The sequence below is a fragment of the Gordonia sp. (in: high G+C Gram-positive bacteria) genome, assembly GCF_012515855.1.
Classification (GTDB): domain Bacteria; phylum Actinomycetota; class Actinomycetes; order Mycobacteriales; family Mycobacteriaceae; genus Gordonia.
Genome location: NZ_JAAYXO010000259.1, coordinates 1 through 15,840, shown reverse-complemented (window position 1 = coordinate 15,840; position 15,840 = coordinate 1). Strand labels below are relative to the sequence as shown.

The 15,840-nt window shown below is 67.9% G+C and carries 19 protein-coding genes and 1 pseudogene; 17 read left to right on the top strand and 3 right to left on the bottom strand.

Features of this window, described 5'->3' with window-relative positions:
- The 6 genes and pseudogenes from GX543_RS17910 to GX543_RS17885 form a co-directional block, all read left to right on the top strand.
- Window positions 1-229: pseudogene (locus tag GX543_RS17910) on the top strand (diaminobutyrate--2-oxoglutarate transaminase); the annotation flags it as partial.
- A 323-nt stretch (window positions 230-552) separates the two neighbouring features.
- On the top strand, window positions 553-891 hold the full coding sequence (locus tag GX543_RS17905; RefSeq protein ID WP_290853901.1) for a hypothetical protein: 339 nt from the start codon (window positions 553-555) through the stop codon (window positions 889-891).
- A 37-nt stretch (window positions 892-928) separates the two neighbouring features.
- Window positions 929-2,125, top strand: coding sequence for an ATP-binding protein (locus tag GX543_RS17900; RefSeq protein ID WP_290853899.1), 1,197 nt, complete (start codon window positions 929-931; stop codon window positions 2,123-2,125).
- Window positions 2,122-3,186, top strand: a complete 1,065-nt coding sequence (locus GX543_RS17895; protein WP_290853897.1) for a hypothetical protein — start codon at window positions 2,122-2,124, stop codon at window positions 3,184-3,186. Before GX543_RS17900 ends, GX543_RS17895 begins: the two co-directional genes overlap by 4 nt.
- A complete protein-coding gene (locus GX543_RS17890; protein WP_290853896.1) occupies window positions 3,183-4,355 on the top strand; it encodes an ATP-binding protein in 1,173 nt (390 codons plus the stop codon). Before GX543_RS17895 ends, GX543_RS17890 begins: the two co-directional genes overlap by 4 nt.
- Window positions 4,337-5,419, top strand: coding sequence for a hypothetical protein (locus tag GX543_RS17885; protein ID WP_290853894.1), 1,083 nt, complete (start codon window positions 4,337-4,339; stop codon window positions 5,417-5,419). Before GX543_RS17890 ends, GX543_RS17885 begins: the two co-directional genes overlap by 19 nt.
- Before the next feature lie 57 nt (window positions 5,420-5,476).
- On the opposite strand, the gene GX543_RS17880 is transcribed toward GX543_RS17885, so the two are convergent.
- Together GX543_RS17880 and GX543_RS17875 are read right to left on the bottom strand one after the other, a co-directional pair.
- Window positions 5,477-5,989, bottom strand: coding sequence for a hypothetical protein (locus GX543_RS17880; RefSeq protein ID WP_290853893.1), 513 nt, complete (start codon window positions 5,987-5,989; stop codon window positions 5,477-5,479).
- 45 nt (window positions 5,990-6,034) lie between these two features.
- A complete protein-coding gene (locus tag GX543_RS17875) occupies window positions 6,035-6,796 on the bottom strand; it encodes an acetoacetate decarboxylase family protein (protein WP_290853891.1) in 762 nt (253 codons plus the stop codon).
- A gap of 181 nt (window positions 6,797-6,977) precedes the next feature.
- Between GX543_RS17875 and GX543_RS17870 the strand changes: the two genes are divergently transcribed.
- The 11 genes from GX543_RS17870 (at window position 6,978) to GX543_RS17820 (ending at window position 15,397) form a co-directional block, all read left to right on the top strand.
- Entirely contained in the window at window positions 6,978-7,664 is a 687-nt protein-coding gene (locus GX543_RS17870; protein ID WP_290853889.1) for a response regulator transcription factor, read from the top strand.
- A gap of 248 nt (window positions 7,665-7,912) precedes the next feature.
- Window positions 7,913-9,043 carry an ATP-binding protein gene (locus GX543_RS17865; protein WP_290853888.1) on the top strand — a complete coding sequence of 377 codons (1,131 nt, stop codon included), beginning with the start codon at window positions 7,913-7,915 and terminating at the stop codon, window positions 9,041-9,043.
- Complete coding sequence (locus GX543_RS17860; protein WP_290853886.1) at window positions 9,040-10,098, top strand: hypothetical protein; 1,059 nt, start codon at window positions 9,040-9,042, stop codon at window positions 10,096-10,098. Before GX543_RS17865 ends, GX543_RS17860 begins: the two co-directional genes overlap by 4 nt.
- Window positions 10,099-10,331: 233 nt before the next feature.
- Window positions 10,332-10,616 carry a LuxR C-terminal-related transcriptional regulator gene (locus GX543_RS17855; RefSeq protein WP_290853902.1) on the top strand — a complete coding sequence of 95 codons (285 nt, stop codon included), beginning with the start codon at window positions 10,332-10,334 and terminating at the stop codon, window positions 10,614-10,616.
- A 98-nt stretch (window positions 10,617-10,714) separates the two neighbouring features.
- Window positions 10,715-11,860 carry an ATP-binding protein gene (locus GX543_RS17850; protein ID WP_290853885.1) on the top strand — a complete coding sequence of 382 codons (1,146 nt, stop codon included), beginning with the start codon at window positions 10,715-10,717 and terminating at the stop codon, window positions 11,858-11,860.
- Entirely contained in the window at window positions 11,860-12,891 is a 1,032-nt protein-coding gene (locus tag GX543_RS17845) for a hypothetical protein (protein ID WP_290853884.1), read from the top strand. The genes GX543_RS17850 and GX543_RS17845 overlap by 1 nt, the downstream gene beginning before the upstream one ends.
- Window positions 12,892-13,150: 259 nt before the next feature.
- A complete protein-coding gene (gene rplN, locus GX543_RS17840; RefSeq protein ID WP_290853881.1) occupies window positions 13,151-13,519 on the top strand; it encodes a 50S ribosomal protein L14 in 369 nt (122 codons plus the stop codon).
- A 3-nt stretch (window positions 13,520-13,522) separates the two neighbouring features.
- Window positions 13,523-13,840, top strand: coding sequence for a 50S ribosomal protein L24 (gene rplX, locus GX543_RS17835; RefSeq protein ID WP_290853880.1), 318 nt, complete (start codon window positions 13,523-13,525; stop codon window positions 13,838-13,840).
- 1 nt (window position 13,841) lies between these two features.
- A complete protein-coding gene (gene rplE / locus GX543_RS17830; protein WP_290853879.1) occupies window positions 13,842-14,420 on the top strand; it encodes a 50S ribosomal protein L5 in 579 nt (192 codons plus the stop codon).
- Between the two features lies 1 nt (window position 14,421).
- Window positions 14,422-14,607: a type Z 30S ribosomal protein S14 gene (locus GX543_RS17825; RefSeq protein WP_006895617.1), complete on the top strand. Its 186-nt coding sequence runs from the start codon at window positions 14,422-14,424 to the stop codon at window positions 14,605-14,607.
- A gap of 118 nt (window positions 14,608-14,725) precedes the next feature.
- Window positions 14,726-15,397: a DUF6629 family protein gene (locus GX543_RS17820; protein WP_290853877.1), complete on the top strand. Its 672-nt coding sequence runs from the start codon at window positions 14,726-14,728 to the stop codon at window positions 15,395-15,397.
- Between the two features lie 73 nt (window positions 15,398-15,470).
- Here GX543_RS17820 and GX543_RS17815 read toward each other — a convergent pair whose 3' ends face one another.
- A complete protein-coding gene (locus tag GX543_RS17815; RefSeq protein WP_290853876.1) occupies window positions 15,471-15,695 on the bottom strand; it encodes a DUF5652 family protein in 225 nt (74 codons plus the stop codon).
- Between the last annotated feature and the right edge of the window lie 145 nt (window positions 15,696-15,840).

Sequence of the window (15,840 nt, the reverse complement as noted above, 5' to 3'; positions counted from 1 at the left end):
CTCGCACCGCGGCCGCGGCATGGTCCAGGGCCTGGTCTTCGAGCAGGCCGAACTCGCCGACCGCGCCTGCGAGATCGCCTTCGGCAAGGGCCTCCTCGCGGAGACCTCCGGACCGTACTCCGAGGTCGTCAAGCTGCTGCCGCCGCTGACCATCACCAGTGAAGAACTCGCCCAGGGCCTGGCGATCCTCAGCGACGCCGTCGACGAAGCTCTCGCCGAGCGAGAATGACGGGCGATACGGACGCGGACCGATCGACGCGGGCGTTCTCGGCGGTTCCGGCTCGATGTCGGGCCACGGTTCACTGCGGCAGTGTGGTGCACTATGGGCAAATTAGTGACGAATGTCTCTCTGTTTGCCAATCGTTGCAGTGCTGTGGCTAACGGGGGAAAGAGGCAGGTCAGCGACGCCGGCAAGTCTCAGTTTGGTCTGGATTCCTGCACAAGTTCGCGATTTGCGCGGTCGACTCTATCGCGTTTCCCTCAATCCGGTTAGCCTGGTTCCCAGATAGCGACCTTCACTATCTGAGCGAATGACATCCGGAAGGCCTTGAGATGGGCAACTACAGCGACCTCGATCGCCAGGAGTGGATCCGCGGGCTCAGTGTGCACCTCGCTGACCGCGCCGACGACGCTCCGTGGATGACGGCTGTGCGTATCGGCGATCAGAGCGTTACCTACGGTGACCTCGTCGACTCCCTTCATGGCTACCGTCGCGTCGTCGACTCGCACTACATGTCGGTCGAGAGCGCGATCACCGCCGCGGTGCTGCACAACATCCCGTCGCTCGCTGAGATGAGTCCGCGTGACCTCGCCCGCTCGATGCAAGAGATCGTGCAGTGGCTCGGCCGCGACCTCGGCCCCATCCGCAGCACGCTTCGCTCGGTGGTCTAACTCGCTTCACCTCCCGAACTTCGATCGGCGTGGTGCGTTGCCTCAGCGGCAACGCACCACGCCGATTCTTACTCGGATCCAACTGGCGGGCATCGGTGTCCTCGGCCTGACCTACCTCGGCATCTTCTTCGTGTCGCCGACCGGACTCGCACGGATCGCCTCCTTCGCCGCGCCCTGGTGGTCGTGGCTGGGAGGCGCCGTCATCATCGCGTCGGCGACCGCCTACCTCGCGGTGGCGGTCCTACGCCGACCGGACTGGCTGGCCCCCGTCGGGTACCTGGCCGCCGCGGCGTACCTGGCGGTGCTGGGCACCTGGTTCCTTGCCTGGGACGGCAGTACGGCGCCGAACTCGTCCGGCGCCCGCCTGGAGATGTGGGTCATCTTCATTCCGCAGGTCGGCAGTTACATCCTGGTGCTGGCCGGCCGGCTGGGCCACGCCCTGATCAACGTCGTGATCGCGGGCGGTCTGGGCCTGGCGGTCGCCGGGACGGCAGCGGGTCAATTCGAGTGGGTGGAGGTGGTGCAGGCATTCTGGCTGCTGGCAGTGACGTGCCTGTACCAGGTGATCGCCTGGGCGGTGGTGACCGGAGCCAAGCGCTTCGACGACGAGCAGGCCGCCCAGGAACGGCACGAGCAGGAGCGACGACTGCGCGGTGCCCGCGATGCCGAACAGCGGCGCGTCGACGCGATGGTGCACGACCGACTCATCGCGGTCCTGCTCGCGCTTCGCCCGGGTGAACTGAGTTCGGGCCTGGCGAACGGCATCGACAACGTTCTCGGCGAGCTCGAGGATCTGCGCAACGAGGCCAGCGACTGGGGCGTGCGCACCTCGGCGCCGGAACTGGCGCGTCGCCTGCGGCTGTCGGTGGAGGAACTCGGCGACGGGATCGATCTCTCGGTCAACGTCTCGAGTCGGTCGGACTATCCGGCCGCGGTAGCCGAGGGGGTCATCGACTCTGTGTCCGAAGCGGTGCGGAATTTTCGTCGGCACGCGGGCCCCGCGGCAGACTGCGCGGTGGTATGCGACATCGGCGACGATGCGATCTCGGCGATCGTGATGGACGACGGCGTCGGCTTCGACCCCGAGGAGATACCTGCCAATCGGATCGGGGTGGCGCTGGGCATTCTCGATCGCATGCACGTGCTCGACGGCGGCCGCAGTCGCGTGGAGAGTCGGCCGGGTGTCGGTACCCGGGTGGAGATGGTGTGGAACCGACCCGAGGACGACTCGTGACGCGGGGGCCGAGTCTCCGCGAGTCGATCGCCGAGCCGGTGGTCGGCCGAATGCCGCTGCTTGCCGTCATCGCCGGCTACATGGTGGCGCTGGCGGCGGTCGTCGCGGTGGTGGGGATCGAGGGCGCTCAGAGTTGGCAGCACTGGATCGGCTCCGGACTGGCGGTGATCCTGTACGGCATCGCTTTCGCGGCCACGCTGCTTCCGCGGCCGGGCAGATTCGGTCGACGTCCGGCCGCCGTCGCGTTGGGCCTCGTCGTCGCGGCGCAGACCGCGACCTGGGTCACCATCGCGGTGGACGATCCCTCCGCTGTCAGCGCCTACCAACCGTTGATCGCCACCGCCTACGTCGTGTACGTCATGATCGTCTTCCGGAACCATCTGGGTCTGGCGTGGCTCGGCGCCGCGATCAGCCTGCTTCTGGCCTTCGCGTTGGGCACCCAGGGGACAGACGGCCAATGGTGGAGCTCCCTGCAGACCACGTGCGTGATCGTGCTCGCGGTGGTGACCGCCGCCTACTTCGCGATGACGCCGCTGCTCGGTGAGATCGACGCGCTCGCGGTCCGGCGCAAACGCCTGGACGACGAGCGCGGAGCGGCCGGCGCCGAGGTGGCGGCACGCGTTCGACGCATCGAGCGAATCGATGATCGCGTGCGTCCGATTCTGGAGGCCATCCGCGAGAGCGGGACGGTGTCCGAAGCCGACGTACGCTTCGCCCGACTGACCGAAGCGCGGCTTCGAGACGGCATCCGGGCGCCCGCGCTCGATAGTGATCGGGTGCGGGAGTCCGTGTGGCGAGCTCGTTCGCGCGGGGTCTCGGTGATTCTTCTGGACGACGGCGGGCTGCGCGAGCTGGAGGTGGAGGAGGCCTCGTCGCTGCTGTCGGCGTTGACGGACCTGCTCGCCGCCGAGCTCGACGCGCTGCCCGCGGGCGAAGTCGTCGCGCGCGTGGCTCCGCCGGGACGCGCACCGATCGCATCGTTGACCGTCGCGCTCAACGAAGCCCGCCGGCGCACCGAGTTCGCCCGCGACGGTCGTGTGGCTCGCGTGGTGCAGGCATGAACGAACTGCGGATGCAGCGCGGGGCTGCGGTGTGCATGGCGCTGACGACCCTGCTGGTGGCGGCGCTGGTGCCGCTGCGCTGGGAGCAGATGATCGATCAGGTGGGCGGTTGGTGGGTGCCGGTGAGCCTGGTGGTGGTACTCGCTTCCGTGCTCGCTCTGCTCGCCGAGGCGATCCGCGGGTCTGGACGGTGGATCGGCCCGTTGGCCCTGATGCTCGGCTTCTCGCACGTCGTCGCGCTCCTGCTGTGGCTCCTCGCATGGCGCGGCGAAATGGTCCCTGTGGACATCGGAGCGCCACCGATCTGGCTGGCCAACACCGTCGTGCTGCCGAGCATTGTGATCGCGACGGTCTATCGCCCGTGGGTGACGATCGGGTACGCGGTCATCGCGGTGACGCTCCTCGCGACCGCTCAGCAGTACGTCAAACAGGGCCAGTTCGGGTACCTCGGATACGCGAACGGGCTGCTGACGGGCTCGCTCATGGCGGTGTTCTTGACCGCGGTGTACGGGGTGATGGCGGGAATGCGCGCGTCGGACGTACACCGCGAGCAAGTGCTGGCGGCCAGCGCTCGGACGGCCAGTCGGGCTGCCCGGATCGCCGAGCGTCACCGCTTCGACGACGTGGTGCGCGATCGGGTGATCGCGTCGCTGCGCGTGGTGACCGAAGGAAAGCCGGATCCGCGCTATCGGGCGATCGCCGCGCAGACGCTCGCCGCACTCGAGGGGCTCGAGGAGTCGGTGTCGACGGGTCGCATGAATGTCCAGGTCAGTGCTGCTGACGTGGTCTTGCGTCTGCGCGAGGCGGTGAACGAACTGGGCGACGACACCATGTTCGACATTCAGGTCGCCGACCCGGATGCCCGATATCCGTACCCGCTCGGCGAAGCGCTGGTGGACGCGTCGGTGGAAGCCGTGGCCAACGCGGTGCAGCACGCGGGCGCGGGGGCCGCGCGGGGAGTGATCGGCGCGTTCGGGCCCGATCTGATTCGCATTCGGATCGTCGACGACGGCGTCGGCTTCGACCCGCAGCGGGTGCCGTCGGATCGCGCGGGCATTGAAGTGGGCATTCGCCGACGCATGGCGGCCCAGCGCGGCGGCGGCGCATGGGTCGAGTCCGCGATCGGCGACGGCGTGATGGTCTCGCTGGAATGGGTGAGGGCCACGTGAACACGCCGCGCGCCCGCCAGACCATGGGTTCCATGCTTGGCCTCACCCGTCCCGGATTCCGCTTCGCGGTGGCTTCGGTGGTGGTGGTCTATGTCGCGGTCGGCCTCACCTTGCCACCGCTGGAACTCGGGCCGATCGGGGAGACGGCCGCGATCGTCGGTTCCATCGGCCTGGCGACGTCCCTGTGGCTGGCAGCGCGCGGTGACGCCGATCCGATCGGTCTCCGACCCGCGCTCGTCGCGGTGATCCTCGGAGTGGCCTCGGCGGCGGCCGTCTGGTGGTCGATCCCCGCCGGGCCGGGCAACTGGGTGCGGCCGAGCGCTCCGTTCATCGCCTACACGATCGCGATGGCGCTGGTGGCGGTGCGGGGTCGTATCCGGTTGGCCTGGTGTGGCTTTGTGCTGGTGGCGGCAGTCGCGGCGGTGTCCGCGACGGCCTTCGGCTGGACCGTGGGCACCTCGTCACAGGTGGTGGTGCGAATGTTGCTTTCGCTGGTTCCGGTGACCCTGATGATGATCTATGTGCGACCGCTCTTGGAGTTCGCGCGTGTGCTCGACCGCCGCGAGGTGGAGGCGGTGGCCACCGAAGCCGCCCAGGCCGCCACCCTGCAGCAGCGGCGCCGTCAGTTGGCCGACCTCGATCGCGAGGTCCGGCCCATCCTGGAAGCGGTCGCCGCGGGCGAGGACATCAGTGCGGCGACCGCGGATCAGGCCCGGCTGCTCGAGTACGCCCTCCGCGACGGCGTTCGGGGTGGGGGATGGATATCGCCGGAGGTCCGCGCGGCCGTCGCCGGCGCCCGCGGACGCGGCCTCCAGGTGCAGTTGTTCGACGATCGCGCCGTCGGCGCCGGGACCGTCGACATGACGCTGCTGCGCGGTGAGTTGATCCGCGTACTCGGCGCTGCGGACTGCGGTCAGGTGACGGCGCGACTCCTCCCCGAGGGACGTGACGGGGTGGCCGTCATCTCCGAGATGCGAGATGCCTCGGTGCGCCGGGAACGCTGGCGCACGGGGGTAGGCGGTGCATTGGTCGCAGCGAACGACGGCGGCGCACCCTCGGTGTGAGGATGCGCCGCCGTTCTCTCGCGTTCGCGAGCGGGTCAGCGTGGAAGCCGCGGGTGATCAGCGGCCCATCGACGTCAGCGTGGTGACGGCAGCGGGGCTCAGCAGCCAGTTGTCGTCCTTGTTGACCAGCGCGAGGTTGATGTCGACCGGCTGCGGGGTGTGCGGCGACTTGACCGCGGTGACCGCGATCGCCTTGTTCTCGCCGTCGGCCTTGACCGACTTCACCGTGTAGACGTCCGGGGTGTAGCCGGCCTTCGACGCACCCTTCGCGAAGCCGTTCATCGCCTGCGCGACGCCCGGCGTCGAGGTGTCGAGCACCTTGGAGAGTTCGTCGATCGAGGTGTCGGCGTTAACCGCGGTGCGGATGATCACCTGCGCCTGGGCGGCGTCGAGGCCGTCGACGGCACCGGTCTCGTTTGCTGCGGTCTCGCTCGATGCCGCCGTCGACTGAGCAGCGCCGGTGCTCGCGGCGTCGTCGTCGGAGCTCGAGCACGCGGTCAGCACCGTGGCGAAGGCAGCGACGGCGGCGACAGCGGCGGCGGGGCGGCGAAGATTACGGGAAACGGTCATGACTCTCCTTCGGTATTTAGGTGAGCCTAACAGTAGGGTGGGCAGTCAGGAACCCGGGGTGAGCACGGTCGCGTCCTCGAAGGTCATCGAGAGATCTGCCACCGAACTCGTCATCAACGCCCGCTTCGACAGTTCCAGGCGCCGCAGGTCGTCGGCCATCGGGTGGTCGCCGAGCGTCAGACGCGCCCCGCCGATCCGAGTGCGGGTCCCGGTGGTGGACTCCAGCCGCCACGGCGTGCGTCGGGTGACACCGTCGAGCTGCGAGTACGCCTGCAGCACGGTCGCGTCGCCCGCGGTGTTCGGCACTGGGAGGCCGCGGGCGATGGACAGGTCGGCGATGAGTCGACCGTCCCGGCTCACCCGGCCGTGTTTGACGGCGGATTCGTGGTCGACGTCGAAGTCGGCGAGCACCTTCGGGAACCCCCAGATGCTGCGTCCGGCATTCATGGTGAACTCGCCGTCGACCGGGAGTTCGTGAATCAGCGCGTGGGCGTCACCGGAGCCGAGCGACCGCAGCGCGCGCAGCGGCGAGGCGCTCGAACCGGGCGCCTGCATGAGAAAACACACCCCGAACTCGTGGTACGGCCCGAGGTCGCCGTCCAGATACTGCACGAACACCAGCATGGCCACGGATCGGCCGCGTTTGATCTCGAGGGGAGCGAGGTCGGTGGCGCCGCGTCGGGCGACGGCCGCGGCGACGGCGGTAGTCGACGCGCTGAACCCTGCGACGAAGCAGCGCGCCGAACGGATGCGGACCGGCATGTGCACATCGGCACCGAGGACATCGTGAATCACGGGAGTAGACATGCCCACACGCTACGAGGCCGTACCCGCGTCGCGGTGTCGATCCGTGTGGCTGCTGTGAAGAATTTCTGCGACGTTGGTCCCATGAAGGGAGGAACGGTCCAGGAATGTCAGAGCATTCCGCTACTTTTAATGATGTCCGGCAAGTGCTTTTTCCGGGCGGGATCGAGGGGAGGACTGCTATATGAACGAGAGCAGAGATTCGACGGACACGCAGCCGAAGACCGTCCGGGTGGGGATGGTCGACGACCATCAGTCCCCGGTGTGGGGCATCGAGCGCATCCTGGAACGCCAGGACGACATCGATCTGCTCGGATCCGCCCCGACCGTCACCGAACTGCTTGCCGCAGTATCCGATCTCGACGTCGTCATCCTCGACCTTCGGCTCAACGACGGCACCACGCCCCGTGAGAACGTCAATCGGCTTGCCGAGCACGGGATCGTGACCGTGGTCTACACCTCGGGCGAGCACCCCGACCTGCTTCGTTCCGCCGCGCGCGCCGGAACGTTGGCGGTGGTGCTGAAGTCGGCGTCCGAAGATGAGATCCTCGCCGCCATTCGCGCTGCTGCCAGCGGTCAGGAAGTGCTCACCACCGAATGGGCGGCCGCGATCGACGGAGACCCGAATCTCGAGGCGGTCGATCTCAGTCCGCAGTTGCAGCGCGTGCTCACCCTGTACGCGTCGGGCGGCACGTCCGCGAGCGTCGGGAACGAGCTCGGCGTCGCGCCGGACACGGTCAACGAGTACCTGAAGCGGATTCGACAGAAGTACGCCGACGCGGGCAGGCCGACGCGGACGAAGCTCGATCTGTTCAAACGGGCCGTGGAAGACGGGTGGCTGCCGGTTCCGCATCGCAGTCGCGGAGACTGATCCGGGCGGCGTACTTCGTTCAGACGCACTTCGGTGCCAGGTCTGGGCGCGGCACGACACCCCGTTGTACGGTAGGGGAGGTCGCCACTCTGCGAGGGCGGCCGATCGTTAGGTGGCCTCGTCAGGTGGGCCCGTGAAGTGGGCGAGGGGTTTTGAGCACTCCGGTTGATACTCGCCCGACAGGGGACGCCGAGGTGGACGGGCCGTCGAGTCAGACACCGAGCGAGCACACTCGGATCCTCGTCGCGATGGCGCGCTTCGTCGGGGCCGGCTTCTGCGTCTACTTCCTCACGTCGATTCCCCTGTTGGGCCGACCGCCAGGCCTGGTGGCCGACTGGTTCACGCCGATCGGCGTGCTGTTCGCGTTCGGTCCGGGCGTGGCGCTACTCGCCGTGTCGTTCATGCCCCGGTATCGGTCGCTGATTTCATGGGCGGCGATGTCGTGCGCGGTGGGCTACCTCATCGCCTGCGCGTTGTGGTTCGTCGCGTGGAACGGCGGGCAGGCAGACGCGGAGCAGGTGAGCTGGCTGATGTCGTTCAGCGGACTGCCGAGCATGGCGTGGATCCTGGTGCGACCGGCCAGGGAGGCGGTCGCGGTGCTGGTGACCTGCTCGACAGTCGCGGCCACCATCACCGATATCGGACGGTCGGACGTCATCGAATCCAGTGTGGTCGTCGAGACCGTATGGCCGGTGCTCTTCACGCTCTGCTTCACGCTTGCGGCCGGGCGCGTGGTGCGGACCGGTGGCATCCTCGACCGGACCCGGGCGAAAGCGATGACGGCGGCGGGACAGACCGCGGCGGTCGCCGCACGCAACAACGAGCGCGCCCGGTTCGACGCGCTGATTCATGATCAGGTGATCGCCACTCTGGTCGCGGCGTCCACCGATCCCGACGAGGCGCGGCTGCCCGCGCAGGCGCAGCGCGCGCTGGCGGAGTTGGCGGACTTGGCGCGCGGTGCCGATGAGAGCGGTGAGGTGAGTGCAGCGGAGGCCCTGGCGCGGCTCCGTGCGGCGGTGACCGCGGTCGACACGGACATCACCGTGATGACCGACCGCGACGATGCCGTGGACGACCGCTATCCCCTCGTGGTGGTCCGCGCCCTCGCCGAGGCGGTCGGCGAGGCGGTCCGGAACAGTGTCGGACACGCGGGCGACGACGCCGAGTGCGCGGTCCTCATCGAAGTGGGCGGCGACGTTCTCCGGGTGACCGTCGCCGATGACGGGGTCGGATTCGATCCGACTGCCGTGCCGCCGGAGCGGCTCGGGATCGAGGTGAGCATTCGGAAGCGACTTCGGGAACTGCCGGGTGCACAGGTCCGGCTCCGGAGTGCGCCCGGCGAGGGCGCGACGGTGCAGATGGCCTGGGAGCGGCCATGACCTCCGACTTCCTCCTGTGGTGGCGGCAACCGCCGCGGAACGACGCCTCGACGATCATGGGGATGCAGACGCCGGTCGCGGCGGCGCTCGCCATCGGGATCTGGGTGGCCAGCGTGATCCTGGGAATCGCGGCGGGCGGCGTCCTGAACCCGCTGCTGTACATCGCATCGATGGTCGTGATGTTCGCTGCGCTGGTGGTTCTTCTCAGCGCGCCGCGCGACCCGCTGGCCGGGTGGGCGACGGCGTGCATCGTGCTCGCCCCGCCGGTGGCGACCGTCATGGCGGTGCCGGGGCTGACCAACCGACCGGGGATGGCCTACGGGACGTTGACCGGTGTCAGCGTGATCATCCTCGCCTTCCTGGCGGTGCGCGGTCGACCGGTCGCGGCATGGATCGGATACGGACTCTGCCTGGGCGTCGCACTCCTCGCCGACCACTTCGCCGGGCCGCTGCCCGCGCTGGTGGCCGCGCAGGCGCCGAACCTGGCCGTGGTGCTGATGGCGACGATCTTTGCGGCGATCGTCCGCCCTCGTGCGCGACAGATCTACGCCTTCCGCGGCGAGACCGAGCGGGAGACGGCCCTGCGGTACGCGGAGGAGGCGACCCTCGCGGTGCGCGACCAGCAACTGTCACGGCTCGACGACGGTGCCCGCCCGCTCCTCGATCGGATCGCGTCGGGCAGTCCACTCAGCGCCGACGAACTCCGGTTGTGCCGGCTCGTCGAGGCCCAGTTGCGGGACCGGATCCGGGCGCCGGGATTCGATTCGCCTGCGGTCGCCGGTGCTGCGTGGCGCGCCCGCGCCCGTGGCGCTCGCGTGGTGGTGCTCGACGACCTGGGCATCGGATCGCGAACGGCGAAAGCTTCGCTCGATGCCGTGTCCGCGGACCTGATCGCTGTCCTGGACGCCGCGGCGGAGGGTGATGAGGTCACCGCGCGGCTGTTGCCTGCCGGCCGAAACAGCTTCGCGACCGTGTCGATCACGAATCGTGATGGATTCGAGCGACGTGAGTTCGACGACATCGGGCTCCGCCAGGACCTCGACAAGTCGTACTGACCTGGGAGAATGTGCCGTTTCGTCGGCGCCCGGCGGTCTTCGGCGGCAGGTCGGGTGTCAGTAGGTCCGGTGTCCCCATTTCTGGGTCTACCGGGTTGTCACAAGACTTCGTAACGTTTCGGTTAATCCTCGACGAGTGCCTGTCGCGGAGCCACATTTCATTCAGTCGGGGACTTGCACAGGAGGACGTCGTGAGCGTTGCCGAACTCGAGGTCGGAATCAACGGGGGAGCCGTGCCTCATGCAACCAGGCGTGCGTCGGTGACGCCACGACTCGTGGTTGCGGACCCCACTCGGCCCGCACTGTCGATCCGTGAGATCGAGGTGCTGCTGGCCTGGATGGCTGCGGAGTCCAAGGAGGACGCCGCCAATAAACTGTTCATCTCGCAGTCGACGGTGAGCACTCACATCTCGCGCATCCGGGCGAAGTACGCAGCCGTCGGACGCGGTGCGCCCACCAAGGCGCACCTCCTGGCGCGCGCGCTCCAGGACGGATACACCACACTAGACGAGTGGTGACGACCGCCTTTCCTAAACTCGCTCGCCCGCTGCCCGGTTTCCGGGACGGCGGGCGTCAGCGTTTTGTGCGTTCGAACCCGCCGAGTGAGCGTGACCGCGTGCGGCTCGCGTTGGCCAAGGTGATCGGCGGCGGATACGTCGTCTACGCCCTGATGGTGACGCCGCAGATGGTGGAGCAAGGCGCCGGGCTGGTCCCGTCGTGGTACCCGCTGCTCGGGGCACCGCTGGCGTTCGGGCCGGGGATCGCGATGCTCGTCGCGGCATTCGTCGGCCGGTGGCAGCGAGCCGTGCCCGCGCTGGTGATCTGCTGCACGGTCGGCGTGCTGAGTGCCGCCGCGTTGTGGCTCGCGTTGGCGAGCGGCTCGTCGACCGTCCCCGCGGGCTGGATCCTGGATTTCGCGGGCCTCGCGGGCTTGACCCTGGTGATGGTTCGCCCAGTGATCGAGAGCGTGCTCGCGCTTGCGGCGGCGAAACTGTCCGGGGCGGCCGTGGCGGTCACCGGCGTCGTCGGCGCAGACTGGTGGGACGCGACCGAAGAGGCCCTGTTCGGAATCGTCTTCACCTCGATCTTCATCCTGGTGATCCACCAGGTCCTGCGCATCGGCTCAGCCCTCGACGCCTCACGCGCCCACACGGAGTCGACGGTCGCCCAGGGCGTCGCGAATATCGAGCTGGCTCGCGTCGACGCGCTCATCCACGACCACGTCCTGTCGACTTTCGTCGCGGTGGGCGCCGACCGCAACGATCCGCGCGTCGCGAAGCAGGCGGCCGCCGCGTTGGTGGCGCTCGACGGCGTGAGCGACGACTCGACGTTCGCCGGGGTGGCGGTCATCGACGGGCCGGAGGTGGTCGCCCGCCTGCGTGCCGTGATCTCGGGTGTCGACGGCGACTGCCCAGTCGAGGTCGAGGTCTCCGACGACGCGACGGCGTGCCCGACGAATGTGGTCGCCGCGCTGGCCGAGGCTGCTGCCGAAGCCGTCCGGAATGTCTCCGCCCACGCAGGAGCGGACGCGCAGCGCGCCGTCTTCATCGGCGTCGGGCCGGAACTGGTTCAACTCATCGTGACCGACGACGGCGTCGGCTTCGATCCGGACGAGGTCCCGCATGATCGCCTCGGGCTGGCGCTGAGCATTCGCCAACGCGTCGGCGGACTGCCGGGCGGTGAGGCCGCGGTGATCAGTGGCCCGGGCGAGGGATGCACAGTCCGGCTGCGCTGGACTCCGAGCGACGGCGGAATCGATTGATGGCCGTCGAGCGCAGCGCCGTCTCGAGCGACATCGCACGGATTCTGGGCCTCCGCAGCGCCGCAGGCGCCGTCGTGGGATGCGCGGCCTGGTTTGCGTTCTTGATTCTCGGGATGGGCAGCGGCGGGGTCACCGATCCGGTGTTCTACGTGATCGGGTTCGCGGCGCTCGGGGCGGGATGGGCGCTGATTCTGCGGTCGTCCGGCGATCCGATGCGGACGGACCACGCGATCCTGGCCGGACTCACCGGGTCCATCGCGAGCGGCCTTGCGGTCTTCGCCGCGGACGATGTCGACCGCGCGACGCTCCTGGCGCTCGGCGCCGCTCCCGCCGTCACCTTCGCGTTGATGGCGGTGCGCGGACGCAGCGGCATCGCGTGGGTGACGGCGCTGCTCAGCACGGTGACGGTCACGGCGGTGTCGATCGTGATGGATGCCGACCTCGCGGTGACCGTCCAGACCCTGGTTCCGGGAACTCTCGGCGTCCTCGCGATCGCGACCTTCTTTGCGAAGCTGGTGCGGCCGCGCGCGCAGCAGATCGGTGCGTTGCGGCGCATGGGGGAGCGCAACAGCGAGGCCGAGCAGGTGCGGTTGATGCGCGACGACCGCGTGACCCGCCTGCATGCTCAGGTGCGACCGCTGCTGGAGTACATCGCGTCCGGTGCCGCGCTGACCGACGAGCAGGTGGAGACCTGCCTGCTGGTGGAGGCCGGCCTGCGCGACCGGATCCGTGCGCCGGGCCTGGATGCGCCCGAGGTCACCGAGGCCGCCTGGGACGCCCGGGCGAGGGGGGTGCGGGTGGTGCTCCTGGACGACCGCGAGAATCGCGGTCGCTGCGGTGAGTCGGTGCTGCTGGCGAAGGTGCGCGACGCCGCCGTCGGCGCCCTGGTCGGGGCGCAGCCGGGGAGTCGCGTGACTGTGCGACTGATGCCCGAACGGCGCGACGTCTTCGGCACCATCTCGGTCGCCGAGGGCGGGCACGCTCGCCGGATCGATTTCTCCGCAGCAGCTTTGGCCGCAGAACCCGAGTGAGTGAGGGCGGCGCGGGCGTTGTTGTCGCAGGTCCGCCGCGTTTGGCGTCGGCGAATCGATTTTGCGACGGGTTCGGAACTGGCCTACACTAGAGCGGTTGCCTGCGGCGCGTGCGCCGCAAGTCGGCAGGCGAACCCACCGGGACCCACTCCGAATTTCGGGGAAAGTCCAGGCAGGCGTCTGTTTCGGCGGTGACAGACCGTGTGCGTCGGGTCGGAAATCCGGCGGACATAAGTATCCAGGTCAAGGAGACTACGCAGTGATTCAGCAAGAATCGCGGGTGCGCGTCGCCGATAACACCGGTGCAAAGGAAATCCTCTGCATCCGTGTCCTCGGTGGTTCGTCGCGCCGCTACGCCGGCGTGGGCGACGTCATCGTCGCCACCGTGAAGGACGCCGTTCCCGGCGGAAACATCAAGAAGGGCGAGATCGTCAAGGCGGTCATCGTGCGCACCGTCAAGGAGCGCCGTCGCCCGGACGGCTCGTACATCAAGTTCGATGAGAATGCCGCCGTCATCCTCAAGAACGAGAGCGACCCCCGCGGTACCCGCATCTTCGGACCGGTCAGCCGTGAGCTGCGCGACAAGCGCTTCATGAAGATCGTTTCGCTCGCACCGGAGGTGATCTGACACATGAAGATCCATAAGGGTGACACTGTCATCGTTACCGCGGGTAAGGACAAGGGTGCCAAGGGCAAGGTCATCGAGACCTACCCGCAGCGCGAGCGCGTGCTCGTCGAGGGCGTCAACCGCATCAAGAAGCACACCAGCGCCTCGGCCAACGAGCGCGGCGCAGAGTCCGGCGGAATCGTGACGCAGGAGGCTCCGATCCACGTCTCGAACGTGATGATCGTCGACGCCGAGGGCAACCCGACCCGCATCGGCTACCGCCGCGACGAGGAGACCGGAAAGAACGTCCGCATCTCCCGCAAGACCGGGAAGGACATCTGACATGACCACTTCTGAGAAGGTCCAGCCCCGCCTCAAGGCCAAGTACCGCGAGGAGATCAAGGGCAAGCTGAACGAAGAGTTCAACTACGCCAACGTCATGCAGATCCCCGGCGTCGTCAAGGTCGTCGTCAACATGGGTGTCGGCGACGCTGCGCGCGACGCCAAGCTGATCAACGGTGCGGTCGCCGACCTGGCGCTCATCACCGGTCAGGCTCCGGAGATCCGCCGTGCACGCAAGTCCATCGCACAGTTCAAGCTGCGCGAGGGCATGCCGATCGGTGCGCGCGTCACCCTGCGTGGCGACCGCATGTGGGAGTTCCTCGATCGCCTCGTGTCGATCGCCCTCCCGCGTATCCGCGACTTCCGCGGCCTGAGCGACACTCAGTTCGACGGCAACGGAAACTACACGTTCGGTCTGAACGAGCAGTCGATGTTCCATGAGATCAACGTCGATTCGATCGACCGCCCGCGCGGTATGGACATCACGGTCGTCACCACGGCCACCAACGACGACGAAGGTCGTGCGCTGCTCCGCGCTCTGGGCTTCCCGTTCAAGAGCAACGACGCTAAGGACAACTGACATGGCAAAGAAGGCTCTGGTCAACAAGGCCAACAAGAAGCCCAAGTTCGCCGTGCGAGGCTACACGCGCTGCAACAAGTGCGGTCGCCCGCACTCGGTGTACCGCAAGTTCGGCCTCTGCCGCGTGTGCTTCCGCGACATGGCACACGCCGGCGAGCTGCCGGGCGTGCAGAAGTCCAGCTGGTGACTTCACGCCGATAGGCATCTGAGCGCAGGCCCCGAATCCGTCACGGATTCGGGGCCTGCGCCGTTTGCTGTTCGGGTTCAATGGCGGCCGAATTATCCGCTATGACATGATCCGAAGCATGTGTTTCTCCGCGACCGCAAGTTTCGTCGGTGCAGGCGTCATTTCCGCCGCGGGCGTCGCCACGCTCGCCCTGGTGCGGGACAAACGGCAGTTGCCGTTCGCATCCCTTCCGCTTCTGTTCGGATTGCACCAGGCGCTCGAGGGGTGGACCTGGCTGGAGCTCGGCGACCGCGAGGGCGCCACGCTCTCCGGACCCGGCGTCCACATGTGGGTGATGTTCGCCTGGGCGATCCTGCCGATCCTCGTCCCCTGGTCGGTGTGGCTGATGGAGAAGGATGAGCGTCGTCGGCGCTGGCCGGTGGCGCCGATGGTGGTCGGCGGCATCCTCGCCGTGTACATGCTGTACCTGTCGGTTCAGTCGGAAATCGGGGTGAAGGTGGTCGACCACAGCCTCGACTACGAGCTCGGCGTCCCGTTCAGCGCCGCGCTGCTGGCCGTGCCCTATGTGTTCGCGACCTGCATCGCGCCCGCGATGAGCACCTTCCGGTTCGTGATCGCGATGGGTGTCGGAAACTTCATCGCGATGACGGCCGCCGCGATCATGAACATCTCCGGCTACTCGTCGATCTGGTGCACGTTCGCGGCGTTCCTCAGCCTCATCGTCTTCGCTCACTTCGTCGACCAGAAGTGGAAGCGCGTCGAGAAGGACGAACCCGTACCGGTTGGATGATCGACGTAAATGAATCCCCGATCGGCCGCATTTCGGCCGAATCGCCGGAGTACTCGACGTATCGGGGATTCATTTACGATGTGCGACGGCCGCGGACCAGGTACACGACCGGCAGCACACCGGCGGTGTTCAGCAGGCTGAGTCCAAGCGACCACAGCCGCCTGGAACCGTTGATCTCGGAGTCGTCGCGCGAGCGGAGATCGGAGACCGCCCAGAATCGGAGTCCGGCGTCGACCGCGGCGAGGACGATGAGCCCGGTGCGTGCCGTGGGCGGCAGATCCTTGAACTTGATGGCCATGGCGTCCAGTTTGTCAGAGTGAAGGAGAACTGATGCTCGTCTCAACCGTCTCGGCGAGTTTCGACGACGCCGCCTCCGCGGTGAACTTCGGCGGCGAGATGCTGGGGATCGTCGCCTTCGCGGCGTCCGGCGCCCTGCTCGCCGT